Origin of the sequence: Isoptericola sp. S6320L, from assembly GCF_023015685.1 — a bacterium.
GTDB classification, from domain to species: domain Bacteria; phylum Actinomycetota; class Actinomycetes; order Actinomycetales; family Cellulomonadaceae; genus Isoptericola; species Isoptericola halotolerans_A.
On the sequence record NZ_JALKAT010000006.1, the window covers coordinates 61611 to 86955 of the forward strand.

The following is a 25345-nucleotide window of genomic DNA, read 5'->3' on the forward strand; positions in this document are numbered from 1 at the left end:
TACCCGAAACCTTAGACGCTGCGAGCCGCATCCGAAACCCCGACCGATCCGCACGGCGGCCGGGACGGGTCTGGCACGATGTGCCCCGTGCCCGACGACGCGGACCGCCGCCTGCCCGCCCCGCCCCGCGACCGCGGCGGCAGCCTCCTGCAGTCCCCCTGGCTGCTGGCCCTCGCGTTCGTCGTGGTGCACGCGCGCCTGGTCCACGAGGCGATCACGTGGCAGAACACGATCTTCGGCGACGTCACCCTGTACGAGTGGTGGGCCCGCTACGGCCTCGACACCGGCCAGTGGCCCGTCCTGGACTACGACTGGGTCTACCCCGCCGGAGCGCTCGCCCCCGTGGTGGCACCCTCCCTGGTCACCGACGGCGTGCTGGGCTACGAGATCGTGTGGACGGCGATGATCGTGGCGCTGAACGCCGTCGCGACGGTCCTGCTCGTCCGGTCCACCCCGCGCGGCGTCCTCGGCGCCTGGTGGTGGCTGCTGTTCCTGCTCGCGCTCGGCCCGATCTTCCTCGGCCGGCTCGACGGCGTCATCGCCCCGATGATCCTCGTCGCCCTCGTCCTGGCCCGGCGGCACCCCCGGGTCGCCACCGCGGTCGCCACGGCCGGCGCCTGGATCAAGATCGCACCGGGCGCCGTCGTCGTCGCCCTCGCCGCGACCCGCCGCGACCTGCGCGACCTGCTGCGCGCCGTCGTCGTCCCCGGGGCGATCGTGTCCGCCGTCGTGGTCGGGCTCGCGCTGCTCGGCGGAGCCGGGACGCGGGCGCTCAGCGTGTTCGGCGAGCAGGGCGCACGCACCCTGCAGGCCGAGTCCGTGGCCGGCACCTGGTTCTCCGTCGCGCGGCTGTGGGACCCGGCCGTGGCGATCGCCTACAACGACGAGATCTTCACCTACGAGTTCCAGGGCACCGAGGCCCGCAGCGTGGCCGACGCGCTCGACTGGCTCCTGCCGCTCGTGGTGGTCGCCCTCGCCGGTCTGACGTGGTGGGCCGCGCGCCGCCACCCGGAGCGCGCCTACGAGATCGTGCTGCTCTCCGCCGCCGCGCAGCTCGTGGCCCTCATCGTGTTCAACAAGGTCGGCTCGCCGCAGTTCGTGGCGTGGATCGGTCCGCCCGTGGCCGTCGCCCTGGCCACCCTGCCCGCCGGGCGGGCGCTGCGGGCCTGGTGGCCGCCCGCGCTGGGCATCGTGCTCGTCGCGTACGGGACCTACCTCGTGTACCCCGTCGCGTACGGCCCGTTCCTGGCGGGCGAGCCCTGGATGATCACGGTCGAGGCGCTGCGCAACGCGGCCCTGGTGGTACTCATGCTCGGCGCGACCTGGCGCATCGTCCGGCTCGGCGCCGTCCGCAACGCGTAGTTCCGCGCCAACGTTTGCCGGGCGTTCGGCGGCCCGACGACGACACGTCGCCCGCGTCACCCCTGCAGGTCATCCGGGGCCACGACAGTTCGAGTCGTGAGGGTAGCGATCGTCGCAGAGTCCTTCCTCCCGCAGGTCAACGGGGTCACGAACTCCGTGCTGCGGGTCCTCGACCATCTCCGCCGGTGCGGGCACGAGGCCCTGGTCCTCGCCCCCGACACCGACGAGGGAGACGTCCCCCCGTTCGTGCACGGCGCACCCGTGGTCGAGATCCCCTCCGTGGGCCTGCCCGGCTACCCCGACGTGCGCGTCGTCGTCGGGCAGCGGGCCCGCATCGAGCGCACGCTCGCGGCGTTCGGGCCCGACGTCGTCCACCTGGCCTCGCCGTTCACCCTCGGCTGGCGCGGGATGCAGGCCGCCGAGGCGCTCGGCGTGCCGACCGTCGCCGTCTACCAGACCGAGGTGCCCAGCTACGCCGCGCGGTACGGCATGCGGCACCTGGAGCCGCTGCTGTGGCGGCGGGTGCGGAACCTGCACGAGCGCGCCACCGTCACCCTGGCGCCGTCCACCCCGACGATCGACCACCTGCGCGCCCGCGGCGTGCCCCGCCTGCACCGCTGGGGCCGCGGCGTCGACACCGTCCAGTTCCGGCCCGAGGCGCGCGACGCCGCCTGGCGCCGGGCCGTGGGGGCGGGGCGGCCGTTGCTCGTCGGGTACGTCGGCCGCCTCGCCGCGGAGAAGCAGGTGGAGTCGCTGCGCGTGCTGTCGGGGCGCGACGACGTCCGCCTCGTCATCGTCGGCGAGGGCCCCGAGCGGGCGCTGCTCGAGGGACTGCTCCCCGACGCCCACTTCACCGGCCTGCTGCGCGGTGAGGACCTGGCACGGGCCATGGCGAGCCTCGACGTGTTCGTGCACCCCGGCGAGCTGGAGACGTTCGGCCAGACGCTGCAGGAGGCGAACGCCTCCGGGGTCCCCGTCGTCGCGCCGGCCGCCGGCGGGCCGATCGACGTGGTCGCGCACTCGCACACCGGCTGGCTCTACCCGCCGGGCGACCACGCCGCGCTGCGCTCCCACGTGGACGATCTGCTCGGCGACGACCGCAAGCGCCGCGCCTTCGGGGCCGCCGCCCGCGAGAGAGCGCTCGGGCGCACCTGGGCGAAGGTGTGCCACGAGCTGATGGAGCACTACGCGGCCGCGGTCAGCGTCACCGCGGAGGTGTGAGCCCGTGCGGATCGTCCACGTCGCCAACGCCTACGCGCCGCGGTCGGGCGGCATCCGCACCGCGATGCACGCCCTGGCCCGCGAGTACCTCGCCCGCGGTCACGACCCGGTCCTCGTCGTCCCGGGCCCGACGGCGGCCGAGCGGCACGACGGCGACCTGCACGTCGTACAGGTGGCCGCGCCGCGGGTGCCCGGTGTGCCGGGCTACCGGGCCGTGGTGAAGCCCGGCACCGTGCGGTCCGTGCTGGACGCCCTGGCGCCGGACCGGGTCGAGGTCTCCGACCGCGCCACCCTCACCGGCGTCGGCCTGTGGGCGCGCGAGGCCGAGGTGCCGTCGCTGCTGATGCTGCACGAGCGCCTGGACGGCGTACTCTCCGCGTTCTGGCCCGGCGCGGGCAGCGGCGCGCGGCCCGGGCCCGTCGGCCGGCGGCTCGCGCCCGTCGTCGCCGACCGCTGGAACCTCGCGACCCTCGGCCGGTTCGACCGGCTCGTCGCCACCACCGCGTTCGCTGCCGGGGAGGTGGAGCGCCTGGCCGGGCGGCGGCCCGGGCTCGCGCTGCCTCCGCTGCACCGGGTCGCCCTGGGTGTCGACCTCGAGCGGTTCACGCCCGACCGGTTCGACGCGGACCTGCGGCGGCGCACCGCCGCCCGGGGCGAGGCGGTCGTGCTGGTGATGAGCCGGCTGTCGCGCGAGAAACGGGTGGACCTGGCCGTCGAGGCGGTCGGCAGGCTCGTGGCCGACGGCGTGCCGGTGCGGCTCGTCGTGGCGGGCAGCGGGCCGCGGTTCACGGAGCTGCGGGCACGGGCCGAGCAGCTCGGCATCCGGCACCGGTTCCTCGGGTTCGTGCCCGACCGCGCCCAGGTGGCCGCGCTGCTCGCGAGCGCCGACGTCGTCGTCGCCCCCGGGCCGATCGAGACGTTCGGGCTGGCCGCGCTCGAGGCGCTGGCCTCCGGGACGCCGGTGGTGTGCTCGGCGACCAGCGCACTGCCCGAGGTGATCGGCCCGGCCGGGGCGAGCGCCGATCCCGAACCCGAGGCGCTGGCCGTGGCCGTGCGCGAGGTGCTCTCCCGGGACCCCGGCGCGCGGCGGGCGGCGGCGCGCGCCCGGGCCGAGCTGTTCCCCTGGTCGGCGACGGGCGCGGCGATGCTGGCGCTCCACGGCATCGGCTCGGTGCCCGCGGGTGCCCGATGAGCGGGCCGACCGTCGTCGCGCTCGGTGACTCCATCACCGCGGGCGTCGGGGACGCCGTCGGGCCCGACGCCGCACACGGGCCCGGCTGGGCGGCACACCTCGCCCTGCTCGCCGACACGGCGCGGTTCGAGAACCTGGCCCGCAACGGCGCGCGGACGCAGACCGTCGTCACCGAGCAGCTCGACCTCGCCCTCGCCTCCGGGGCGGACCTCGCCACGCTCGTCATCGGGGGCAACGACGCGCTGCGGAGCGACTTCTCCCCCGCCGACGTCGCCCGCCGGCTGACCACCTGCGTCGGGGCGCTGCGCGGCCGGGGCGCCGCCGTCGTCCTCGCGACCCTGCCGCCCATCGGGCTGTTCGAGCTGTGCGGCGGCCGAGTCAGGTCCGTGATGCGGGCGCGGATCGACGCGGTCAACGCCGCCGTGCGCGCCGTGGCGGCACGGCACGCGGACGGATCGGGGTGCGCGCCGGGCGTGGTGGTGTTCGACGTCGCCGAGGCCATCCGGCCCGCCGGGCTCGGCGCCTGGTACGTCGACCGCGTGCATCCCTCTCCCCTGGGCCACCGGTACCTCGCGGTGACGGCCGGCCGCGCCCTGCACGTCGCGCTGCCCGAGCTGTCGCGGCTGCCCGCTCCGCCGCCCCCGCCGCTTGCGTGGGAGCGCGCTGCCTGGCTCGCGTTCGCCGGCGTGCCCTGGGCGCTGCGCCGCGGCCGCGACTTCCTGCCCGGCTTGGTGCGCGCCGTCGTCGACGACCTGCGGGGCGACGGCGTCGGGCGGCTCGACCTGGAGCTGTCGCAGGTCGACACCGAGTCGCTGGCGCGGGCCACGTAGCCCGAGAGGTCGCTGCGGGGCAGCACCTTCCCAACAACAGTAAATGGCATTACCGTAAACGTCGTTACTATTGTTCTGACGGAGGGCCTCGACCGTGCCGACCATCCCCCGCCCTGCCGATCTGTTCGACAGAACTGTCGAGTGGAGCGATCTGACGAACCTCGCCAGGGCAGACACCTCCGGGCTGAGGATCGGCATCGTCACGGGGCGACGACGGCATGGGAAGAGCTACGTGCTGCGCCGCGTCGCCCACGCCGTCGACGGCCTCTACCACCAGGCCCGCGAGCTCGAGCGGCGCCCCGCCCTGGACCAGTTCGCACTCGACGTCGCCGACCACCTCGATCTCGATCCGGACTCGCTGCGGTTCGATAACTGGGAGGCCGCGCTCCGCGTCGCACTGGGGATGCGGCGTGGAGCGCGCACCACACGCCGCCGCGGCGGAACACGCCTGTTGGTCATCGACGAGCTGCCGTACCTGCTCGCTCACTCTCCGGAGATCCCGTCCGTGCTGCAGCTGCTGTACGACGAGGCGCAGAGCGACCCTGACGTCCCACCGACCGTCGTGATCCTCTGCGGGTCTTCGCTGTCGGTCATGCGAGACCTGCTCACGGGCAGCAAGCCGCTCCGCGGGCGCGCCCAGCTCGAGCTCACGATGCCGCCGTTCGACTACCGCCAGTCGCGCCAGTACTGGGGCATCGACGATCCCGCTGTCGCCTTTCACGTCGACGCGATCCTCGGCGGCACCCCCGGTTACAAGCAGCTCGTCACCGCGCCGCCGCCGGCCACGGTGGACGGGCTGCAGGCGTGGCTCGGCAGCCAAGTGCTCAGCCCGGCGGCTGCGCTCTTCAACGAGAAGTCGTTCCTGCTGCGCGAGGACCCACGCAACCTCGACAAGGCCGTCTACCACAGCGTCCTCCAGGCCGTCGCCGACGGGCACCGCTCGCCCACCGCCATCGGATCAGCGATCGGGCGCGAGTACAACACGCTGAAGCACCCGCTCGGCATCCTGGAAGCCGCGGGCTTCCTGCTCCGCCTCGACGACGTGCTCACCCGCAGGCGCCCGCTCTACTACCTGGCCGACCCTGTCATCCGGTTCGCCCAGGTCGTCATCGACCCGTACCGAGCGCTCCTCGAGGAGCGCGACGTGGCGGCCGCCTGGCACGCGGCGGACGCCAGCTACTCCGCGCAGGTGCTCGGCCCGCACTTCGAGCACCTCGCCCGCGTCTGGACCGCACGGTTCTCCGGCGACCGGTGGGGAACACCCGTCGGCGAGGTCGGCCCGGCCGTCGTCAACGACAGCAAGGGGCGCTCGCAGCACGAGCTGGACGTCGTCGCGCTCCCGCGCGGGCGACGGCGTCACGACGACAGAGCGCCGATCGTCATGCTGGGCGAGGCGAAGTCGACAACCAAGCGGCGCACACGCGCCGACCTGCGTCGGCTCCAACACATCCGCGACGTGCTCCACAGCTCCGGCCGTGATGTGCGGCGAGCCCACCTCGCCCTGTTCAGCAGGGCCGGGTTCGACGACAGTCTGGTCGCCGAAGCCGCCGACCACGACGACGTGCACCTGGTCACTCTCGAGGACCTCTACTCTTCCTGATAGGGCTGCCCCGCAGAGCCCCGATGACGGGAGATGCCATGCGCGCACACGAAGCTCGGCTCGCGAGGCCCGCACGGGGCGGTGCGCTCGTCGCCCTGGCAGCCTTCCTCTCGACGACGGCGTGCGCGCCGGAGTCGGCCAGCTCCTCGGACGCTGCCTGTGCCGCGCCCGTCGTGGAGGTGTCGGTCTCGTCTGTCCAGCCCGGGGACGAGCTGACCGTGTCGGGCGGCGGCTTCACGGGTGGGTGCGCCGACGCCTCGACCGTGGAGAGCGGCGCGATCCTGCCGACGGAGGACGTGACCACGTCGAGCGGCATCACGGTGCGTTGGGTCCAGCCCGGTGCGGCGACCGTCGATCTGGCGACCGTCGACGCCGACGCCTCCGGGGCGTGGACGGTCACCGTGACCGTCCCGCCGGATGCTGTCGAGGGCGAGGCGGCGGTCCGCGCGGATCCCGCCGAGGACGCCGTGATGACGGTGGTGCACCCCTAGGGTGTGGCAGATGGCGACGGAGCGGGCGGTCAAGGACGGGGTGCAGGGCGTCGACGCCCCGTTGACGGACGAGGCCCGCAGGGCCGAGCGCAGCGTCCTCGTGGCGGCGGCGGTCGGCTTGGGCGTCGGCGTGGTGGTGCCGATGCTCTGGGCCGTCTACCCGTGGGTCGATCTGGAGAGAAGCTCGTGGCCCCTCCCGTTCATCCTGTTCACTCCGACCCTGGCGGCGTTGACCGGCGCTTTCCTCGCGCGCTCCTTCCGTCGTGGACCGCTGTTCTGGCTCACCATCGTGCTGGACGTGGCCATCCTGGCCCTGTCGCTGCTCAGCTTCCTGTGGGGTGGAGGGCCCGGCGCGACGGCGGCCGCGCTCCTGATCGTCGCGGGGCTCGTGCTGCTCGTCGGCCATCCGCACCGGTGGCGCGTGGTCGGCCTCGGCCTCCTCACCCTGTGCCTGTCGCTGGCCGGGACCATGGGCCTCGTCACGCACCTGCTGGACGGGATGTGGGCCTTCACTCTCACCGCCAGCCTCCTCAACCTCGCCGCCGTGGCCATCCTCGTCCGCCGGGTCGTGGCGCTGCGCCCGCGGACGACGGGCTGACCGGCACGATGGGCCCGCTGCTGGTCGCGGGGCGGGATGCTCGCGTGGCTGGCATGACGCCGTCGTGAGCTCCGGTGCGAGCTCCCGGGCCCGCTTGTAGCGTCCGAGACATACCCCGAATCCTGTGCCGACGGAAGGGACGAGGCCATGTCGACGGAGAAGCAGCACGACGACGGCGCTCAGCACGCCGAGGCCCAGCGCTCGGACGACCAGCACCACGGCGGCTCCGGCGCCCACCAGATGAAGGGCATGTACTTGCGGTTCGCCGCGATGATCCTGACGGCCATGGTCGTCATGTACTGGGTGATGTTCGTCGGGTCCTGGGAGTGGAGCCACGTCCGCTTCAGCCAGAGCCGGGTCTTCATGGCGATCACCATGGGCGGCACCATGGGCCTGATCATGCTCGCCTGGATGCTGAACATGTACAAGAACACCAAGGCGAACGTGGCGATCGTCGTCGCGAGCCTGGTGCTCCTGTTCGGTGGCGCGGCCCTGGACCGGAGTCAGGTGACGGTCGACGACACGGCGTTCATGAGCGCGATGATCCCCCACCACTCCCTGGCCATCACGCGGTCCGAGCGCGCGCAGATCTCCGACGTCCGGGTGTGCCAGCTCGCGGTCGAGATCATCGAGGCGCAGAACCGGGAGATCGCCGAGATGGACTGGCTCATCGAGGACATCGAGCGCAACGGCCTGGCGCTGACGCCCGAGGAGGCCGAGGCACGCGCCGTGCCGACGTTCCCCGGCACCGCGCTCCGCGACTGTCCCACCGGCTGACCGTCAGCGCACGACGCGATAGCGCAGGGCAGTGCGGACGCCGATCTGCTCGACGCTCACCTTCTCCAGGGTCGCCGTCGGTCCACCCGCGAACAGGCGCACGCCGTCGCCGAGGAGCACCGGCATGACGTCGACGGACAGCTCGTCGACGAGCCCCGCCGCCAGGAGCTGGCCGAAGACGTCGGCGCCGCCGATGAACGTCACGTTGCGGTCCCCGGCGGCCTCGAGCGCTTGCTGCGCGGCGGACTCGACGCCGTCCGTGACGAACGTGACCGACAACCGCCCGTTGCTCCGCGGCGTGACCGGCGGCGGTTCGTGCGTGACGACGAACATCGGCACCTGGAACTCGTAGTTGTCGGCGTAGTCGTCGGGGTCCTCAGCCATGTCGAACGTGCGCCGGCCCATGATGACCGCACCGGTCTCGTCCTGCACCGCCTGCATGTACCCGCTCGCCGTCAGCTCGTCGAAGTCCGCGTACAACGCCGCGGAGCTGCCGTCGGCGTCCTCGACGAACCCGTCCAGCGACACGGTCGCCCCCGCGATCAGCTTGGCCATGGTGCTTCTCCTGCTTCGTCGCACGAACGTTCGGTCGAGGGGTAGACCCGGCTCGGGTGCCGGAGTCATCGGGGCGGCCCGGCGCGCGAGGTGCCGCGGCCGTGGATAGCGTCGATCCGGTCGACCACGGAGGGGTGCAGGATGACGCTGGAAGGCAAGGTCGCGCTGGTCACCGGCGCAGGATCGGGCATCGGACGTGCCACGGCGGTACGCCTGGCACGCGAGGGCGCCACGGTGGTGCCGCTCGGGCACCGGCAGGAGAGCGCGGACGACGTCGCGGCGGAGATCCGGCGCGACGGCGGCACGGCGTTGCCGGTGGCGGCGAACGTCGAGGACGCCGCCATGGTGCGCGACGTGCTCGACCGGGTCGAGCAGGAGCTCGGCCGGCTCGACGTCGTCGTCGCGAACGCCGGCGTCAACGGCGTCTGGGCCCCGCTCGAGGAGCTCGAGCCCGAGGACTGGGCGAGCACGATCGACACGAACCTCACCGGGACGTTCCACACGGTGCGGTACGCGGTGCCCCTGCTCGTGCGGCAGGGCGGCGCCGTCGTCGTCGTCTCGTCGATCAACGGGACGCGCACGTTCAGCAACTCCGGCGCGTCGGCCTACGCGACGAGCAAGGCGGGCCAGGTCGCGTTCGCGCGTATGGCGGCCGTCGAGCTGGGTCCGCGCGGCGTGCGGGTCAACTCCGTGTGCCCGGGCGCGATCGACACCGAGATCGACGACAACACCGAGCAGCGCCACACCGACGACCTCGGTGTCGAGGCAGAGTACCCGGAGGGTCAGATCCCGCTGACCGGGGAGGAGTCCGGTGAGGCCGCGCAGGTCGCCGACGCCATCGCCTACCTGGTCTCGGACGCGGCGAGCCATGTGACCGGCACCGAGGTGTTCGTCGACGGCGGGCAGTCGCTCATCGCCTGACGGCTGCTGCCGGCGCGCTTGACCGTGTCCGGACCACATGGTTTCTCCTGCCGTCATGTACACAACGTCCAGCACGACGGCCCTGCGCGTCCGACCTCGGGTCTGGCTGGGCCTCGGTCTCTTCGTGGCCTACCTGGCGGTCTTCTACGCCATCTGGATCGTCAACGGCATCGACTACGCCCGCGTCGGGGAGAGCGAAGAGACGCTGCTGCGTTGGTACGTGGCACCCCTCGGCGGTGGCCTCGTGGTGATCCTGGTCGGCCTCTCGGTCCTCGGGTGGTGGCGGCCGTCTCTGCGCGACACGAAGCGGCTCCCGAGAAGTGGCGTCGTCGTCCCGGTGATCATGGCCGTCGTCGCGGTCCTCAACCTGGTGTTCGGTGAGTTCTCCAGGGTGACGATGACGATGTGGATCCTCCTCGTGATCGGCAGCATCCTGGTGGGGTTCAACGAGGAGGTCGTCGCGCGCGGTCAGCTCTTCGTCGCGCTGCGCAGCCGGTTCGGCGAGTTGGGCGTCTGGTTCCTCTCCACCGCCCTGTTCTCGCTGCTGCACCTGCCGAACTTCTTCTTCGGCATCGGATCGCTCGCGTTCCTCCAGGTCGTCATCCAGTTCGGACTCGGATCCGTGTACTACCTGGCGTTCCGCTCGACGGGGTCGCTGGTCCCCGCCATGCTCCTTCACGGCCTGTGGGACTTCTCGACGTTCTCGTCGAGCCTCCCCTACGCCGGACTCGCCGCTCCGTTCCTCGGGATCGCGGGCGTCGTCGTGGCCGTCGTCCTTCTGGTGAAGGAACGACGGCGGGACGCGGACGCGAGGAGTCAGCCGATCCGCTGATCGGGCGCTCAGCGATCGGGCCGGGTCAGCGGACGACGAGGCGCACGAGCGTCTCGACCCGCTCCTCCTGGTGCGCGGCCGGGAAGCGTCCTGCGCGCCGGAGGGCGACGATGCCGTGGACGGCGCCCCAGAACACCTCCGCCGTCGTGGGGACGTCGGCGGGCGGGTCGTCGAGTCGGCGCAACGTGTCCGCGATCGCCTCGAACCCGGCTCGCACGATCGCCGGCGTCTCGTCCGAGGCGAACGGGACGAGGACGGGCAGCAGGAACATCGCGTCGTAGGTCGCCGGGTGGCGCTCGGCGAAGTCGAGATAAGCGGTCACGAGCGCCCGGACGCGCTCGGCGTCGCTCGCTGCGGGGACGTCCGCCGACGGCGCGAGCGCGGACGCCAGCTCCTCGAAACCTTCCAGCGCGACGGCGGTGACGATCTCCGTCCGGCCCTGCGGAAAGTGCCCGTAGAGCACCGGCTGGCTGTACTCGATCGCGTCGGCGAGCCGACGAGTCGTCACGGCGTCCCACCCCTCTGTCTCAGCGAGGGTGCGGGCCGCACCGACGATCTGCGACCGCCGTTCCTCGAGCTGACGGGCTCGGCGTGCTGCGGCGGGAGTCGTCATGCACCAGACTCTAGCACTGCTAGACAATCGCTGCTACGTTCACTAGCACCGCTAGATGTAGCGGTGCTAGCCGAGAATGGAGCGCATCATGGAGTCGTTGTCGATCATCGCCGTGGTTGTCATCGGACTGATGGTGGGGGTGGAGCTGTCGGTCGCGTTCGTCATGAACCCGATCTTCGACCGGCTGCCCCGGGACGCCGGGATCGCAGCACGCTCCGACGGGGCACGCATGCTCGGACGCGTCATGCCGTTCTGGTACATCGGCTCGGTCCTCCTGGTCGCCGGCACGGCGCTGACAGAGCCCACCACCGCGGGGCCCGCCTGGGCGGCGGTCGCCCTGCTGCTCGTCAGCGTGGTCATGTCCGTTGCGCTGCTCGTCCCGATCAACAACCGGTCGAAGGCATGGACTCCCGAGACCGCTCCGGCCGACTGGCGCGACCAGCGAAGCCGATGGGACCGCCTGCACCTGGTGCGCCTGGCCCTGATCATCACCGCGTTCGTCCTCGTGACCGTCGCCGCCACGCGATGACCACGGAGCGGACGGCGGCACGCCCGCACGTCGGAGTCGTCCGCGTCGTCGTCGGCCACCCGCCCGAGGTGCCGCTGCCGGACGGCGTCGATGCTCGACCGTGAGAGCGGGTGGCGACCGATGAGATCAGTGGGGCGCGGCGGTCTAAGGATGGACACCTGTCGACCAACCCGGAGGACTCCCGTGACAGACACGAGCACCACACTCGACCACGAGTTCACCGCGCCGATCGGCGTCGACGTGAAGGGCGAGACCTGGCCCTGCGTCGAGCTCACCGGTGCCGCCGAGCTGCTGGGGACGGGACGCTCGGTGCGGGTCGACGCCACCGTCGACGACGTCCCGGTCGAGAACGTCGGGCTCATGCCGACCGGACGCGGCGAGCTGATGCTGTCTCTCAACGCGAAGCTGCGCAAGAGGCTCGGCAAGGACGTGGGCGACGTCGTCACCGTGCACCTGACGAAGCGTCTGAGCTGACCTGCTGGAAAGTCCGACGACGGCGTGTTCGGGGTACGGAGTACGCCGAACGAGACAGCCGTGCCGGGAGCCGGGAGGTGCCAGGATTCCTCCACCGCGTGTCGCTTCCACAATGAGGCTCACTCCGGCCGCCTCGTCAGTATGATTCCGCAACCCATCAGGAGGTCAGCGGCATGACGAGCACGATAAGACGGTCACGCTGGCTCCCACGGCGCCGCCTGCTAGTCACCGCCTCCGTGGCCATGGCACTCCTCTGTGTAGCCGCTGGATGGATGGGATACCGGGCGATCGGTTCCTCAGTGGTTGCGGGGGACGGCGCACGGACACCATCCGGTGTGGGTTGCATGCCTTGGCAAGGACCGCTTCAGGTGGTCGACGCCCCCGTGCTGGCGAACCGGACCGGTCACACGGTCCATGTACGTGGCGTCCAGTTGGGCGCCTCGCACGGAGTCCGGATCCACGAGGTGCGCGCAGTTCCGGTGTCATCGGAGATCGTCTATGGCCAGGCCTACGATCCGGCCCATCCTGCCTGGGCCGACACCTCTGTCATCGGCCCAGACGGAATCACGCTGCAGCCCGGCGCCGTCGTCCACCTCGCATACGTTCTGGATGTGGACCGCACCGGCGGCTCCTTTCCGTACAGCGTCGTCACCTATACGGTCGGCCCGCTTGGCTATCGCGCGACGTACCCGGGCGCGAACGCCGTGCTACCTGCGGGCGAGGCCGATTGCTCGGGGGGCGTCATGGAACAGCTCGCCGCGCATTCAATCCCGTGAACTGCGAAGCGCTCGGCAGACGGGACAGCGATTCGCCCGACGTCGGACCTTCCGGCGGCTTGGCTGCTCGTCCACGACCACGACGTGCGCATCATCAACGCCGCCACCGGCGAGACCCTGCGCGAGCTCACCATCGACCTCACCCGCGACTACCAGCCACGCGGCACCACCACCGACACATGACAAAGGCCCGAACCCACATTCGCGGGTCCGGGCCTTGCCGATGTCCTGAGACATCACAATGGCGGCAGCGGTGGGCTTTGCTGGCGTCTTCGGATGCGGTAGCCCTCACGACCACGAAACCCCGCCTGACCTGCAGGTTCATGCCGGGGCTGGTCGGACGGTATTGCACGTGATGGGCCGGATCTCCACCGCAAACCGGAGGGAATCTGGTGACCTCCGTCGGGCTGGCGCCGTGATCTCCTCAACTACCGGAGCGGACCTCGCGGCGCAGCGTGGGTACGCCAAACATCTCGATCGTCTCCAAGAAGTCGCTGCACGTCGCATCCTCGTCGTGACCATCCGCAGAGAGGTTCCACCAGTAGCCACCTCCACCAGCTGTGCGGCGGATTCGCTCCCGGAAGCGCCCGGGGTACAGAGAGGCGGTGTTCGGCGTCGGCTTTGCGCCAAGATTCGGACGCTCCTCAACGGTCCGCACCCATACTGCTCGACTGACGACACTCAAGTTGACCGTGAACATGATCTTCTCGCGGTCACTGAACGCGCTGCGCTGGATGCCGAGCTGCGCCCAGCAAGTCTCGGACGGAAGCGTGTAGATCTGGCCCGACCCGCGCAGCCCCATCGAGCGCAACGCAGGTGCGAGCCGATCGCGAACGACGACGCGGAAGCGCTCCTGAGCAGTGATCACGTCGGGACCATACAAGGGGCCCATCCAGGGCCGTCGGGCGTCCCGACTACGCGACCAAGGCGTTCGGCGGGGGGACACTCGGAGGCGCCGTGCCGATAGCGGAGCACTGGAGGTCGGCGGAGGTCCGGGTCAAGGGTGGCCGCAGGTCATCGCGCAGCGACGCCGCAGGCGCCCTTGACGCGGGCCGGAGCCGGCCGGATGCTCGGCTGTCGGTGCGGGGCCGGAACGCGAGAGAGCAGCGCTACCCGACGACGGCGGCTCCCGCCTGCACGCACCCCTGTCGCCACCCCGCCGTAGGGTGGCGACCGCTCAAGTCCTGGCGATCAGAAAGGCACCAACGACGATGCTCATCGCGCGGCCGTTCACCTCGGCGGCCATCAAGCTCTATCCGTTCGACTGCGGAGAGCCGGAGCTCAACGAATGGCTCGCCCGCTACGCCAGCCAGAGCGAGAAGAAGGACAACGTCCGCACCACCTTGCTGCTCGACGAGGAGGCGCAGCGCGTCGCTGGTTACTTCTCGATGCGCACGTTCGAGCTGTCAGCGGCCGATGGTGAGTCAGCGATGGGACGCAGACGCCGCTATCCCGTGCCGGCGATGCTCCTTGCGCGGCTCGCTGTCGACAACGACTACAAGGGTCAGGGTGTCAGGAAGCTGCTGCTTCGACGCCCTCCAACGGTTGCTGGCAGCGGCCGACAACATCGGCTTCGAGATCATCGTCGTGCACGCGCTCCACGAGGACGCCGCCTGCTTCTACCTCAAGCACGGCTTCCGCCGGTTCCTCGACCACGAGCTCAGCCTGTTCCTCACGACGAAGGAGCTCCACGCGACCTTCGCTTCAGCAGAACCAGGTTGAGCCGTACGCACCACGTGCGTACAGTGGACGTACGTCGGTGGCACAGCGACCCACCGCAGACCACCTCGTGCAGGGAGTAGTCATGCCTACCGCAAACGTGCGGTCCGAACGCCTCAACATGCGTGTTTCGCCGGAAGCCCTCGCAACGATCCGCGAGGCAGCCGCAGCACAGCAGCAGGACCTTTCCGCGTTCGTTCTTGGCGCGGCGATGGAGCACGCCCGTGAGGTATTGCTCCGTGACCGCGTCATCCATTTGACGCCGCGAGAGCTCGACCAGGTCGACGCCGCGCTGGATGCCGAGCCTCGCGTAGTCCCGGAACTAGCGGCGTTGATCGCTGCGGTCCGAGGAGACACTTCGCAACGTGGCAAGACGGAGCTGACGTCGCACTGAGCGACCAGTCCGAGCGTGCAACAGAGGGCGGCCCCGGAACTGACTCCGGGGCCGCCCTTCGTCATCTCGGGACGGGATGTCGGGTGGGGTGCGCGCAGCGAGCGGAGCGAGCGAAGCGCGGGCCCCCGCCCGGCGTGCCGGCCAGCACGGCGGAGCCGGGCCTTGAGTCAGTAAGGAAAGTTCTCACGCCATAGCGTCTTTGAATGGTGCGGATCCCGCCGGGGTGACAACGCGACACCCAGGCCCTCGGGCTCCGGTCAGAGCTCAATCTGGTATCGCCGTTCGAAGTCCGACTTGAGCCGATCCGCACACTCCGCCATCACAGCCTGGCGCCGTCCGTCCTCGAAAGACTCCGCCTCTTTTACTTGCGCCATCAGTTTATGGAACGCCGTTGGATCCATCCGCCGAGACATCTGCACGCCTAGAGTAGAGGGAAAGATGTTCGCGAACGAACGCCGAACGTCAATGGCATTGGGAGCAAAAGCAAAGAAGTTGAGCAGGAAGTCCGGGCGCATCATGTACCGTGCACAATCGTACTTATTCTCCAACTCTCGTGAATGTCTCAGAATCTGGGTCTCATTGGTAAACCACCAAGTGCGATAGCCAAACTCTGACGCCTCCGCTGTTTCTCGACGCTTCGTACGACGCCCGTATACAGCGCTCGCGAGAAGCGCATCGTTCCCAGCAAGTTCGCTACTTGACTTCGTCAAGAGCAACTTACTAGTCAAGTTCGCGACATCCTTATCGTCGCTAAGGTCTTCCAACTCGACGCGCTTCCGATACTCCATCGAGAAGGTAGCTTGAAGGTAGTTTCGCAACTGCGAAACAGCAGCCGGGCTGTGGAGATCGTCGAAACTGCAAAACTGCTGAACAAAGCCAGGCCAATTGGTCGGACCGTGAGGCTCGTCTCGGTTGTAAAGGTACGCGCGGACAAGGATCTTCGGAACCTCCCGCATCATGTCGTGGGTAAGACGGTGCTCCACCGATTCGATGTGATTCTGGAACTCGCGGTCCGATGCGCGGAGGTTGTTTATAACTTCTTCTAGCACTGGTTCTGCAAGAATCAGCCGCACGCCACCTCGGGCCGCCATAAAGAGCACGTTCCTGACGAGTTGCGATGATTCCGGTAGATATCTTTCACTCAGCGCCCGTACAAGTAGGTCGCTGCCCACATACAGATAGAAATCTGCCGCCATCTGCTCGAAGTACTCGACCAACCGCGGCTCATTGCTCAATGTGAATAGGAGAGAGTAGGTCCGTGCCAACCGCCCTAGGTACTCAAGTTCGTCTTCACTGCTGTGATACAAGCAAGCGCGCGTTACCGCGAGACACTGGGCGGCAACTTCCATAGATCCGGGGCCGCTTACCGACATTTCCTCGACCGCAGAACGGACCGCGTCTCCGATCTGCGGAAACTCCACCGCATCTTCTCGCGAGAGAAAGTGAGAAAACTCCAAGCCTTCCTGCTCAAACGCGAACTGAATCGCGCGCAACGACACCTCAGCCACGCGCATCGATTGACCCTCGGAAAGATCCGGAAACTCCGCCCTAGCCCGCTCTTTGAGGCCGCGTAGTATGCGAATCCGGAGCGCTTCATCGGCTTCGTTCTGAGACGCAATCTGTTGGCGCGTCGAGTAAGGTATAACAAACACGTCGTCGTTCTTGTGCCAGTTTACTTGTCGCCCGCCCGGGTAGTTCTTCTTCGACATCGCGACTAGGCGCTTGTGGACGCGACCTCGAATCAACGTATCCGCAGAAGGTACGGTTTCGTTGATCTTATTCATGACATCTGTGGAGGACATGAACTTGCCCTCGTCGGGGTCGGTGCCTTCAAGGGCCCACAGCGCAAGCCCATCCGTCACAGAGTTGGTGAGCGAAAGGTCGCCGTCGAGCTTGTCCACTGCCTGCCTAAGGTATACGAACACGGCGGGACTCTGGACATGCCGCGACTCTGCAATGAGCGGAGCGGAGCCTATCGATGCAAGGAATGATGTCTCAGGACGTAGGAATTTCTCGAATGCCGCGACGGTCGTCGAACTGTAGTTGACATGCGCCCGTATGTACCCCGCATCCTTGATCCGCACGACCACGCCTAGTTCTTCTCCAAGGTCGTCTTCCAAGACGTCGATCGTTGGGACAGTTCGCGAGGTTAGATATGTAAGAGATCTGGGCTCGCGGCCGAACTCTCGAAGGCGCTTGAGAGTAGATTTGATTTTTGCTTTGGAATCAACCTGGACACTGGCTTGGTAAAACACTCCAGCTCGCCCATTGCGCTCGTATACAGTGTCGCCTCCGAAGGCATCCGCGCCACCATCATGCATACCTCCGAGCGGCGAGAACTGCGCACCAATTATCGCCGGGAAGAACATGTTCGAAAATTTCTCGAACTGTGTTCCTGCAATTCTACTCAGGGCGATGTCAACAAGATCGGGATCAATGGCCACGAGCGCTCCTCAGCGTTGTATGCTGCAACTCTATGCGAGGCGAGCGGACTGCGACCGCATGAGAGCTGTTCGACTCTGGGCAGTACGATACGGGCATCGGGCTGATTGCGCCCGCTGTCGCCGCCGAACTTCCTGCTGATTTGAGGGCTTCTGCCGCGATTCTCTCAGCCGCCCCGTACAAGGCGAGCTGTGAACCCGTCGTCTACGAGCCGTTGGTAGGCTTCAACTACGTCGTCCCCGATTGGCTGTCGTACCGCAAAGCCCCTTTCGGAGTAGATCCAGATTCGTTGCGTGTCGCCGACGAGCATGTTGAGCACGCGTTCGATGTCACCGATCGAGTCCACGTAGTCGCTGAACTCTTGTGTACGCGCGGAACAGACCACATCGAGTTCGGGCCAGAGCTTGCTGGCACTCGCGTAGGCGCGGCGCTGCTGGTACGGCCTGCTGATGATTGTGGCGGACGCGGGATGGACCCCGAGGTCGTCGAGCAGCTCGTGGGTGAAGATGAAGTTCTCGCCAGTGTTGGTGGCTCGCGTCTCGGTCAGGATCGCGTCGGCCGGCACGCCGAGCTCCTGAGCGCGCTCGGCATAGTGCACCGCCTCGCCGCGGGGGAAGACGTCGATCGTCGTCGGCGCGTTCGCCCCGGTGAAGACGATCAGAGGGAACCGGCCCTCGTGCCACAGTTCAGCGGCATGATCCGCGACGCCGATGTCGTGGCTTCCGAGCCCGATGGCGATGTCGGTGTTCTTGGGCTCGTGGTGCAGCTGGTGGTAGTCCCAGAGGATCTGGGCGTCGTCCATCACGCTCATGGGGTGTCCGTTCGTCAGTCGGGCATGTCGAAGGTGTAGGTCCACGCGAACCGGGAAGCAGCGTGCACGCCCTCGGCGTACTCGACCACTCTGCCTTCCTTCGTCCGCGTGGTGCGCTGCAGCACCATGACCGGCTCGCCGCCGGGCAGTTCGAGCATCGCGGCCTCGTCCGGCCTCGGCATCCGGGCCGTCAGCGTCTCGGTGATCTGGTCAGGCTCCAATCTCTGCAGCGTGAGCACGGCAAATCCGCCTCCACGCCCGGCCGGTCCCGGCGTGGGGTCGACCAGAGGCGTGCCGTCAACGTCCTCCACGCGGTAGTAGCTCGTGAGCGTGTGGGTTGGGGTGCCGTCCTGACGCACTGTTCTCGCCCGGGCGTACACCTCGGCGTCGGGCTCGATGCTCAGCGCCTGCGCGACGTGGCTCGGAGCGGGAATGCGCTCGACAGTCTGGGTCTGGTCCGTCGGCGTCCACGACTGCCCGCTGGCCTCACGATCGGCAGCGAAGGCGACCCGGTCGCCATACTTCCAGTTGCTCTTGGCGTACCGCTCGATGCCGAGCCGGCGCATCGGTGGGCGCGACCGCACGACCGTCCCGCGACGTCGGACCGGGGTGACGAGGCCTTCGGACTCGAGCAGGGCGACGGCGTTGCGCACCGTCTTGATGTTGACCCCGTACTCCGCGGCCAGGTCGGCCTGCTTGGGCAGCGTCGTGTCCGGCGAGTAGTCACCGCGCTGGATGCCCTCGCGCAGGACTGCCGCCAACTCCCTGTACCCGTGCGTCATGGCCCGCGTCATTGATGGTTCGATGCGATTTCACCGGCTCAAGGCTGACGCTGACCGGGACGACAGCCGCCCCGGCTCGCGAGTACGCCCAGCAGACGGCGCAAGGGCACATGGGTAGAGCAACCCGCTAGGCCGTCCTTGTTGCCAGCGACCACACGATGGTCATCGCCAGCATGGCCATGGTGACCACTCGAACCGGGTGCCACCGGCGCAGTGCCAAGACGACGAACTGCATCGCGAATATCCCGAAGAAGACCAGGAGCGTCACAGCGCTCCGCACCAACGGACCCGTGACGGGAGCTACCAGCCTCCCGTCGAGTTGCGCCAGCCAGTCCGACAGGAAGAAGAACGCGACGACGGACTGCGCCAGGAAGGCGGCACCCATGATCGCGTTCCTGGCAGCGCCAGGTCCCGGCGGGTCGGAAGGCTTCCCCGGCGGCGCGCTCAGCTCATCGGTTCGACGGGCCGCGTCCATGCGTTCGCCTCCTGGATCGGTAATGAGCCTGACCCTATCGACTATCTCACCGGACGACTCAGACCAGATCAGCAGCCACACCACAACGACGTAGGAGGACCACGATGAGCAATCAGACCGCACCGTCCATCACCGGCCGTCGGCGCCTGATGCCGCCGGACTACCCGGGAGTTGATCCTGCGCTGCGTTGGACGACATTGCACGCGATCTGCCGGAACCTCAACGCAGTACGTAGGGGATCCGAGGCGCATCAAGGTCGCTGGCTCGCGTCCGCGTTGACCCTCGTGCGCACGCAACAGTATCTTCGGCGGCTACAGCGTACGACCGGAGGGGACAGCGCTTCGCGTGAGGAACTCAAAGCCGAGATCCGCGGCACTGAGCCTCGGACTGAGATCGCTACTTGCCGTGGTCGTCGCGGCGGCGTACGTCATCGCGATTGGGTATCTCAACATCCACGCCAAGACCATCGTCACCGGTGCAGCACTCGACTGGAGGGCCTCCGTCGTGTCGGTGACTTCGCCAGCGCCGCCACTGCTGCCCGCGGCGGGCGTAGCGCTTCTCACGGCGGGGGTGTTCGTCCTCGCATGGCGTTCCCGGGTCGCAGCGAGGGGTTCGCGACAACTATTGCCAGTCTGGTTAGCGACCGTCACGTTGATCGTCCTCTCGAGCTACGCCATGGCCTCCACCGCCTTCCCCTTCAGCGCGCTCGCCTCAACCTTTGGCTCTGACGTTGACCCCATGCCCGGATGGGCCAGCCCCGAGCCCGTGGCCCTTGCTCTGGGCCGCGAGGGAGCGTTGAGCCCAGCGACGCACGCACTCACGGGCGTCATGGTCGTTCTCTCGCTCATGCGATCCAACCTTCTGACAAGAAGATCAGGCGGAGAGCGCGGTAGCCCTCACGACGCTGCATCAGCGGGCGACTCGCGAGGAAATGCCGCGGCGGACACACCGTCAGCGTGAGAATGCGGGACCGCAGCTCGCCCACGACCACGACGTGCGCATCATCAACGCCGCCACCGGCGAGATCCTGCGCGAGCTCACCATCGACCTCAGCCGCGACTACCAGCCACCCGGCACCACCACCGACACATGACAAAGGCCCGAACCCACATCGGTGGGTCCGGGCCTTGCCGATGTCCTGAGACATCACAGTGGCGGTAGCGGTGGGATTTGAACCCACGGTGGCTTTGACACCACACAGCATTTCGAGTGCTGCACCTTCGGCCGCTCGGACACGCTACCTCGCCGGACGAACCGGCCCACCGAGGATACCGAACCAGGCGGCATCCACGAAATCCGCTGCGCTGCGACCTCGGTCACCACGCACCAGGCCTTGACGGACGCGCACACAGTGCCACGCGAGGCACCGAGACTCGCACCCCAGCGGCGAGTTCCGGGGCCAGTACACGCAGGCGTCCACAGGACTGGAACCTCGACGACGCCCAGCTCGACCGAGCCCGCCGCTGACGCTACGTGCCGCCGTCGGGCACGACGACGGGCGCCGAAGCGAACCCCGCGGGGTTACTACCTCGGCACCCGTCGCACTACCTCGGCGCAAGCGCCCCTCCCTCGGCGGGGGTTGGTGCGCTCAGGCGCAAGGCGCTCCCGCGTCCCACGCCCCGGTGACGGACGCGCCCGGCACCTCGCCGCGAGTCCACCACATCGCCGTGTGGTTCACGCCGGCCCGCGAGACGACGTCGCCGGACGTATAGGTGGCTGAGGAATCGAACGCCTCGGCGCACTCCTCGGCCGCCCCGGGGTTGTCCCCGTGCACCCCGACCTCACGCCACGGGTCGCGCTTCGCATCGGCACCCGGCTCCTGGTTCCGCGTCCACCACTTCGCCTCGTACTCGACGCCGTTGTGCGACACCACGTCGCCGGCGGTGTACACCCCGGAGGCGTACCAGGGCGCGACCCCGTCACCGGCCACGAGCGGTCCCGGCGCCGCAGCCCGGAAGGTGTCGGCGAGCGCGCCGCCGAGCTCGTTGCGGTAGTCCCCGGCGATGTCCCAGAAGTACGCGCCACCGAACCCGTTCTCGGCGAGCCACTCGGCCTTGGCCGTCACCGATCGCGGCGTGTCGAGGCTCCACCACTGGTCGCCGTCCCACCGGTAGGCGGCCACGGCCTCGGCGTCGTAGTACTCCTCGCCGACGGTGCGCAGCTCGGAGTAGTTCTTCACGCCGATCGCCCCGCTCGCAGGCGCGCCCGGCGTCGGGTCCTCCACGCCTTCCCAGCCTTGCCCGTAGGCGGCGAGGCCGAGCACGATCTGTTCGTCGCGGTACCCGGCGGCCCGGTAGGCGCCGAGCAGCCCGTCGGCCGCGAGCCCCCAGTTCGCGTCCTGGTCCGGCGCGTCCGGCCAGGAGTACGGGTGCAGGTTGCCCTGGTGCCCGGTCCGGTCCGCCACCCAGGTGCCGTGGTAGTCGTAGCCCTGGATGTTGAGGAAGTCGACGACGGCGGCGAGCCGGGGGTCCACCCAGCCTCCGTTGGTGCGCGGGGCCCAGCCGGCCGGCGCGAACCCGGTCAGCAGGTAGTCCTCGCCGTCGACGGCGGAGCGCTCGTCGAGCTCGGCGCGGAACAGCTCCATGAGGGCCAGGAAGTTCTCCTGGTCCACCTCGGGGTTCGGCGACGGGTGCTCTCCGGTGGCGGCCGGCCACTCCCAGTCGACGTCGAACCCGTCGAAGATCCCGGCGGCCACGCCTTCGCCGCCCTGGTCGGCGTAGATGGGCAGGTTGCCGTCGAGGTAGATGTCCAGGCAGGACTCGACCAGCCGCTCGCGGCCCTCGGCCGTCTTCGCGGCCTCGGAGAAGTTGTCGGACCAGGTCCACCCGCCCAGCGAGACCATGATCTTGAGGTCGGGGTACAGCTCCTTGAGCTTGCGGAGCTGGTTGAAGTTCCCGGCGAGCGCCTGCCCCTCGACGTCGGCCACGCCGTCGACGGCGTCCTCCGCGCCGACGAGGCGCAGGTAGTCGTTCTCCGGGTCGCCCTCAGGCTGGCCGGGGTCGACGCCGTCGGCGGGGACGACGTCGTCGCTGATGTCGCAGACGAGGTCGCTGGTGACGTTGCCGAACGCGTACGTGAGGTGGGTGAGGTCGGCGGCGGCACCGGTCCGCACGAGGTCGGCGACCTCGTAGTCGTGGGCGCTGCCGGGCGCCCAGCCCGGGAAGTAGCCGAGCGTGGTGTAGCCGTTGACGCCGTCGGCGTCATGGGTGGATCCGGCGTCGGGCGTGGGGGCCGGCTTCGCTGCGGCGGCGGGCGCGGCGAGCGCTCCGGCGGCGAGCGCGGTGACGGCGGCGGCGGTGGTCAGGGTGGTCAGGACGGACGTGCGCTGTTTCATCGGGAGCCTCGCTGCTTCCTCGGGGTGCGACCCGGAACCGGGTTTGTTCGGTCCCCTGCACATTAGCGGCGCGCGGTCGCGGGCGCTAGAGGCCCGTGAACCGCAGCGCTCGCCAGGGTCGCGTGAGGGCTTCGTGAAAGGGGGCCGCTCAAGACGCTCCGCACCACGGCTCTCGGTAACGTCCAGAACTCCGAGGGGGCGATCTGTTGCACGACCCGGCGGCGCCGGCCGCTACACAGGAGGAATCGATGAAAGCAGGACCACCGACGAAAGCGCTCGAGAACAGCATCGCGATGGGCGATCGCACGCCCGCCGGCCGTTACGCCGTCGAGCTCGCCACCGAGGAGTGGTGGTGGTCGGACGACACGTATCGCATCCACGGCTTCGAACCCGGCGAGGTCAGACCGACCACCGCACTGGTCCTGGCCCACAAGCACCCGGACGACCGGCACCGCGTGGTCGGCCTGTTCGACGACGCCCAGCGCACCGGTGAGCCCTTCTCCACCGTGCACCGCATCGTCGACGCGCACGGTGCGCCCCGCGTGGTCTCGGTCGTCGGCGAGGCCCGGCACGACGCCCACGGGGCGATGACCAAGCTCGCCGGCTACGTGCTCGATCTGACGGGGAGCGTCGACCGGTTGGCCGCCGAACGGGCCGACTCCTCGATCCGAGCAGCGGCCCGCAGCCGTCGAGACATCGAGCAGGCCAAGCTGCTCGTCACGCTCGCTCTCGAGGTGGACGACGACGAAGCCTTCAGCGTCCTGCGCCACCACTCCAACACCACGAACGTGCCACTGCGCGCCTTGTCGCAGCGGCTGGTGCGCGAGGTCGTGTCGGCGCCCGACCGGCCGTTCGAGGCCTCCCGGGTGCTCGCCGTGCTCGAGGCGCCGACGCCGGCCCTGCACTGACGCCTCGCAGGGCCGTTCGTGGCACGAGCGCCCGGCGTCACGCACCGACGCTGTCGGTGAGCTCGGCGCCGGTGCTGACCCGTGCGCAGTGGCTGCAGCAGAACGTCTCGTCGTCGACGGCGTGCTAGCCCGGCCTCCAGCCGGCTCCCAGCCGCCCCAGCAAGACGCCAGGCCCGTCCCAGGTCCGGCCGGAGATCGCGGTGTCCACTGGGTGTCCGCCACACCCACGGACCGCACCGGTCCCCGACCCGGGAGCCCTGATGACACCCGCCCTCCTCTACGGCATCGACCTCGTCGCCGTCACGATCCTGACGTTCGCGATCTACTTCCCCCGCCACCGGCGCCGCGACCTCGTCGTCGCCTACCTCGGCGTCAACGTGGGGGTGCTCGCGGTGTCGGCGGTCCTCGCCTCGAGCTCCGTCGCCGCCGGCCTGGGCCTGGGCCTGTTCGGCGTGCTGTCGATCATCAGGCTCCGCTCCGACGAGCTCTCCCAGCGTGAGGTCGCCTACTACTTCGCGGCGCTGGCGCTCGGGCTCCTGGGCGGGCTCGGCGAGGCGGTCGGCTGGCTGAGCATCGCCGGGTCGGCCCTCGTGCTGGTCGTCATGGCGGTCGCGGACCACCCGCGGCTGCTGTCCCGTCACCGCAGCCAGACGGTCGTGCTGGACCGGGCCGTGACCGAGCCCGACGCGCTCACCGCCACCCTCGAGCAGCTCCTCGGCGGCACGGTCCACACCGCCACCGTCCAGCGCCTCGACCTCGCCGACGACACCACCCTGGTCGACGTCCGGTACGAGCTCCCCCGCCGCCCCCGCAGGACCCGGTCCGACGGCGACGCCCCGGCCGGCCGCACCGCCGTCGGCCCCCGGCCCGGCACCGTCCCCGAGCCGGCGGTGGCCCGGTGAGCGGGCCGGTGAGCGGGCCGGTGAACGGGCTGCGTGTGGAGCAGCACGTGGCGAGCTGGCCCGGGGTCTGCCTCGCCGAGCTCGACGACGTCGCCGCCCTCCAGACGCGCGTGGACCGCAAGTACGTGCTCAGCCCCGCCGAGGCCACCGCGCTCCTGGACGGCCTGCGCGCCGACCGCCCGCGCGTGCTGGAGATCGACGGCCGCCGCACGTTCGCCTACGCCTCCAACTACCTGGACACCCCCGACCTGACGACGTTCCACCAGGCCGCGCGGCGGCGCCGGCGGCGGTTCAAGGTCCGCACCCGCACGTACGTCGACACCGGCGGCACCTTCCTGGAGGTCAAGACCCGTGCCGCCCGCGGCGTCACCGTCAAGGAGCGCCGGCCCGCGGACCCCGTGACGCTGACGCTGCGCGACGACGACGCCGCGTTCGTCGACGACCGGCTCGCCGCCGCCCGGCTCGCCGCACCGCCGTCGTCGGCCGACCTGGTCCCCGTGCTCGTCTCGCGCTACCGCCGCACCACCCTCCTGCTGCCGGACGCGCGCCTCACCCTCGACACCGCGCTCACGTGGAGCCTCGCTGCGCGGCCCGACGGCGGCACGCACCCCGTGGCCGACGTCGGCGACCTCGTCGTGGTCGAGACCAAGGCGGGGACCGCGCCGTCGTCGGCGGACCGTCTGCTGTGGCGGGCCGGGCACCGCCCCGACCGCATCTCCAAGTACGCGACCGGGCTGACGCTTCTCCGCCCGGAGCTTCCCGACCATCCCTGGCGCCGGCTCCGCCGCGAGCGCCTCGCCGCCTGAC

Annotated in this window: 26 protein-coding genes and 1 tRNA gene; 18 read left to right on the top strand and 9 right to left on the bottom strand. The window is 69.5% G+C overall.

From position 1 onward, the window contains the following. Positions 1-78: 78 nt before the first annotated feature. The 8 genes from MWU57_RS05430 (at position 79) to MWU57_RS05465 (ending at position 8071) form a co-directional block, all read left to right on the top strand. Positions 79-1362 (top strand): glycosyltransferase 87 family protein, encoded by a 1284-nt coding sequence (locus MWU57_RS05430; RefSeq protein WP_374108525.1) that lies wholly within the window; start codon positions 79-81, stop codon positions 1360-1362. Positions 1363-1458: 96 nt separating this feature from the next. Continuing rightward, on the top strand, positions 1459-2583 hold the full coding sequence (locus MWU57_RS05435) for a glycosyltransferase family 1 protein (protein WP_246907796.1): 1125 nt from the start codon (positions 1459-1461) through the stop codon (positions 2581-2583). 4 nt (positions 2584-2587) lie between these two features. Continuing rightward, the gene (locus MWU57_RS18355) at positions 2588-3775 is read left to right on the top strand and encodes a glycosyltransferase (RefSeq protein WP_246907798.1); all 1188 of its coding nucleotides are present in this window, start codon (positions 2588-2590) and stop codon (positions 3773-3775) included. Further along, positions 3772-4605, top strand: coding sequence for an SGNH/GDSL hydrolase family protein (locus MWU57_RS05445; RefSeq protein ID WP_246907800.1), 834 nt, complete (start codon positions 3772-3774; stop codon positions 4603-4605). The genes MWU57_RS18355 and MWU57_RS05445 overlap by 4 nt, the downstream gene beginning before the upstream one ends. A 94-nt stretch (positions 4606-4699) precedes the next feature. After that, positions 4700-6205, top strand: a complete 1506-nt coding sequence (locus MWU57_RS05450; protein WP_246907803.1) for an ATP-binding protein — start codon at positions 4700-4702, stop codon at positions 6203-6205. Positions 6206-6243: 38 nt separating this feature from the next. After that, positions 6244-6696, top strand: a complete 453-nt coding sequence (locus tag MWU57_RS05455; protein WP_246907806.1) for a hypothetical protein — start codon at positions 6244-6246, stop codon at positions 6694-6696. Positions 6697-6706: 10 nt separating this feature from the next. Beyond that, a complete protein-coding gene (locus MWU57_RS05460; RefSeq protein WP_246907809.1) occupies positions 6707-7294 on the top strand; it encodes a hypothetical protein in 588 nt (195 codons plus the stop codon). Positions 7295-7441: 147 nt separating this feature from the next. Then, a complete protein-coding gene (locus MWU57_RS05465; RefSeq protein ID WP_246907812.1) occupies positions 7442-8071 on the top strand; it encodes a DUF305 domain-containing protein in 630 nt (209 codons plus the stop codon). A 3-nt stretch (positions 8072-8074) separates the two neighbouring features. On the opposite strand, the gene MWU57_RS05470 is transcribed toward MWU57_RS05465, so the two are convergent. Continuing rightward, entirely contained in the window at positions 8075-8626 is a 552-nt protein-coding gene (locus MWU57_RS05470; RefSeq protein ID WP_246907814.1) for a dihydrofolate reductase family protein, read from the bottom strand. A 141-nt stretch (positions 8627-8767) separates the two neighbouring features. On the opposite strand from MWU57_RS05470, the gene MWU57_RS05475 reads away from it, so the two are divergent. After that, positions 8768-9547, top strand: a complete 780-nt coding sequence (locus tag MWU57_RS05475) for an SDR family NAD(P)-dependent oxidoreductase (RefSeq protein ID WP_246907817.1) — start codon at positions 8768-8770, stop codon at positions 9545-9547. A 55-nt stretch (positions 9548-9602) separates the two neighbouring features. Then, entirely contained in the window at positions 9603-10379 is a 777-nt protein-coding gene (locus MWU57_RS05480; RefSeq protein ID WP_246907820.1) for a CPBP family intramembrane glutamic endopeptidase, read from the top strand. Between the two features lie 25 nt (positions 10380-10404). Here MWU57_RS05480 and MWU57_RS05485 read toward each other — a convergent pair whose 3' ends face one another. After that, positions 10405-10992: a TetR/AcrR family transcriptional regulator gene (locus tag MWU57_RS05485; RefSeq protein ID WP_246907823.1), complete on the bottom strand. Its 588-nt coding sequence runs from the start codon at positions 10990-10992 to the stop codon at positions 10405-10407. Positions 10993-11080: 88 nt separating this feature from the next. Between MWU57_RS05485 and MWU57_RS05490 the strand changes: the two genes are divergently transcribed. From MWU57_RS05490 to MWU57_RS05500, 3 genes are all read left to right on the top strand, one after another. Then, positions 11081-11521, top strand: coding sequence for a DUF1772 domain-containing protein (locus MWU57_RS05490; RefSeq protein WP_246907827.1), 441 nt, complete (start codon positions 11081-11083; stop codon positions 11519-11521). Positions 11522-11704: 183 nt separating this feature from the next. Continuing rightward, positions 11705-11995 (top strand): DUF1905 domain-containing protein, encoded by a 291-nt coding sequence (locus MWU57_RS05495; RefSeq protein ID WP_246907830.1) that lies wholly within the window; start codon positions 11705-11707, stop codon positions 11993-11995. Positions 11996-12363: 368 nt separating this feature from the next. Further along, complete coding sequence (locus MWU57_RS05500; RefSeq protein ID WP_246907833.1) at positions 12364-12771, top strand: hypothetical protein; 408 nt, start codon at positions 12364-12366, stop codon at positions 12769-12771. A 424-nt stretch (positions 12772-13195) separates the two neighbouring features. Here MWU57_RS05500 and MWU57_RS05505 read toward each other — a convergent pair whose 3' ends face one another. Next, complete coding sequence (locus tag MWU57_RS05505) at positions 13196-13639, bottom strand: DUF4304 domain-containing protein (RefSeq protein ID WP_246907836.1); 444 nt, start codon at positions 13637-13639, stop codon at positions 13196-13198. A 641-nt stretch (positions 13640-14280) separates the two neighbouring features. Between MWU57_RS05505 and MWU57_RS05510 the strand changes: the two genes are divergently transcribed. Further along, the gene (locus MWU57_RS05510; protein WP_246907839.1) at positions 14281-14493 is read left to right on the top strand and encodes a hypothetical protein; all 213 of its coding nucleotides are present in this window, start codon (positions 14281-14283) and stop codon (positions 14491-14493) included. Between the two features lie 82 nt (positions 14494-14575). Continuing rightward, positions 14576-14884 carry a DUF1778 domain-containing protein gene (locus MWU57_RS05515; RefSeq protein ID WP_246907843.1) on the top strand — a complete coding sequence of 103 codons (309 nt, stop codon included), beginning with the start codon at positions 14576-14578 and terminating at the stop codon, positions 14882-14884. Between the two features lie 257 nt (positions 14885-15141). On the opposite strand, the gene MWU57_RS05520 is transcribed toward MWU57_RS05515, so the two are convergent. The 6 genes from MWU57_RS05520 to MWU57_RS05545 all read right to left on the bottom strand — a co-directional run bounded on the left by MWU57_RS05520 (position 15142) and on the right by MWU57_RS05545 (position 22728). Continuing rightward, positions 15142-17328 carry a hypothetical protein gene (locus tag MWU57_RS05520; RefSeq protein ID WP_246907847.1) on the bottom strand — a complete coding sequence of 729 codons (2187 nt, stop codon included), beginning with the start codon at positions 17326-17328 and terminating at the stop codon, positions 15142-15144. A 164-nt stretch (positions 17329-17492) separates the two neighbouring features. Next, positions 17493-18137: a YdcF family protein gene (locus MWU57_RS05525; protein WP_246907849.1), complete on the bottom strand. Its 645-nt coding sequence runs from the start codon at positions 18135-18137 to the stop codon at positions 17493-17495. A gap of 14 nt (positions 18138-18151) precedes the next feature. After that, a complete protein-coding gene (locus MWU57_RS05530; protein ID WP_246907852.1) occupies positions 18152-18919 on the bottom strand; it encodes a GntR family transcriptional regulator in 768 nt (255 codons plus the stop codon). A 127-nt stretch (positions 18920-19046) separates the two neighbouring features. Further along, positions 19047-19394 (bottom strand): hypothetical protein, encoded by a 348-nt coding sequence (locus tag MWU57_RS05535; protein ID WP_246907855.1) that lies wholly within the window; start codon positions 19392-19394, stop codon positions 19047-19049. Between the two features lie 1152 nt (positions 19395-20546). Continuing rightward, positions 20547-20636 (bottom strand) — tRNA-Ser (locus MWU57_RS05540). 346 nt (positions 20637-20982) lie between these two features. After that, a complete protein-coding gene (locus MWU57_RS05545; protein WP_246907858.1) occupies positions 20983-22728 on the bottom strand; it encodes a glycosyl hydrolase family 18 protein in 1746 nt (581 codons plus the stop codon). A 248-nt stretch (positions 22729-22976) separates the two neighbouring features. On the opposite strand from MWU57_RS05545, the gene MWU57_RS05550 reads away from it, so the two are divergent. The 3 genes from MWU57_RS05550 (at position 22977) to MWU57_RS05560 (ending at position 25344) form a co-directional block, all read left to right on the top strand. Then, on the top strand, positions 22977-23636 hold the full coding sequence (locus MWU57_RS05550; protein WP_243401133.1) for a PAS and ANTAR domain-containing protein: 660 nt from the start codon (positions 22977-22979) through the stop codon (positions 23634-23636). 260 nt (positions 23637-23896) lie between these two features. Continuing rightward, positions 23897-24538, top strand: coding sequence for a DUF4956 domain-containing protein (locus MWU57_RS05555; protein ID WP_246907862.1), 642 nt, complete (start codon positions 23897-23899; stop codon positions 24536-24538). After that, positions 24535-25344 carry a polyphosphate polymerase domain-containing protein gene (locus MWU57_RS05560; RefSeq protein ID WP_246907864.1) on the top strand — a complete coding sequence of 270 codons (810 nt, stop codon included), beginning with the start codon at positions 24535-24537 and terminating at the stop codon, positions 25342-25344. Before MWU57_RS05555 ends, MWU57_RS05560 begins: the two co-directional genes overlap by 4 nt. Position 25345: the final 1 nt, after the last annotated feature.

Bases quoted from the DNA above. Each gene is read 5' to 3' on its own strand.
- MWU57_RS05445 (WP_246907800.1), top strand. From the start codon at position 3,772: ATGAGCGGGCCGACCGTCGTCGCGCTCGGTGACTCCATCACCGCGGGC.
- MWU57_RS05530 (WP_246907852.1), bottom strand. From the start codon at position 18,919: ATGACGCACGGGTACAGGGAGTTGGCGGCAGTCCTGCGCGAGGGCATC.
- MWU57_RS05555 (WP_246907862.1), top strand. From the start codon at position 23,897: ATGACACCCGCCCTCCTCTACGGCATCGACCTCGTCGCCGTCACGATC.
- MWU57_RS05535 (WP_246907855.1), bottom strand. From the start codon at position 19,394: ATGGACGCGGCCCGTCGAACCGATGAGCTGAGCGCGCCGCCGGGGAAG.
- MWU57_RS05485 (WP_246907823.1), bottom strand. From the start codon at position 10,992: ATGACGACTCCCGCCGCAGCACGCCGAGCCCGTCAGCTCGAGGAACGG.
- MWU57_RS05545 (WP_246907858.1), bottom strand. From the start codon at position 22,728: ATGAAACAGCGCACGTCCGTCCTGACCACCCTGACCACCGCCGCCGCC.
- MWU57_RS05430 (WP_374108525.1), top strand. From the start codon at position 79: ATGTGCCCCGTGCCCGACGACGCGGACCGCCGCCTGCCCGCCCCGCCC.
- MWU57_RS05455 (WP_246907806.1), top strand. From the start codon at position 6,244: ATGCGCGCACACGAAGCTCGGCTCGCGAGGCCCGCACGGGGCGGTGCG.
- MWU57_RS05515 (WP_246907843.1), top strand. From the start codon at position 14,576: ATGCCTACCGCAAACGTGCGGTCCGAACGCCTCAACATGCGTGTTTCG.
- MWU57_RS05470 (WP_246907814.1), bottom strand. From the start codon at position 8,626: ATGGCCAAGCTGATCGCGGGGGCGACCGTGTCGCTGGACGGGTTCGTC.
- MWU57_RS05525 (WP_246907849.1), bottom strand. From the start codon at position 18,137: ATGAGCGTGATGGACGACGCCCAGATCCTCTGGGACTACCACCAGCTG.
- MWU57_RS05475 (WP_246907817.1), top strand. From the start codon at position 8,768: ATGACGCTGGAAGGCAAGGTCGCGCTGGTCACCGGCGCAGGATCGGGC.
- MWU57_RS05460 (WP_246907809.1), top strand. From the start codon at position 6,707: ATGGCGACGGAGCGGGCGGTCAAGGACGGGGTGCAGGGCGTCGACGCC.
- MWU57_RS05550 (WP_243401133.1), top strand. From the start codon at position 22,977: ATGAAAGCAGGACCACCGACGAAAGCGCTCGAGAACAGCATCGCGATG.
- MWU57_RS05490 (WP_246907827.1), top strand. From the start codon at position 11,081: ATGGAGTCGTTGTCGATCATCGCCGTGGTTGTCATCGGACTGATGGTG.
- MWU57_RS05480 (WP_246907820.1), top strand. From the start codon at position 9,603: ATGTACACAACGTCCAGCACGACGGCCCTGCGCGTCCGACCTCGGGTC.
- MWU57_RS05465 (WP_246907812.1), top strand. From the start codon at position 7,442: ATGTCGACGGAGAAGCAGCACGACGACGGCGCTCAGCACGCCGAGGCC.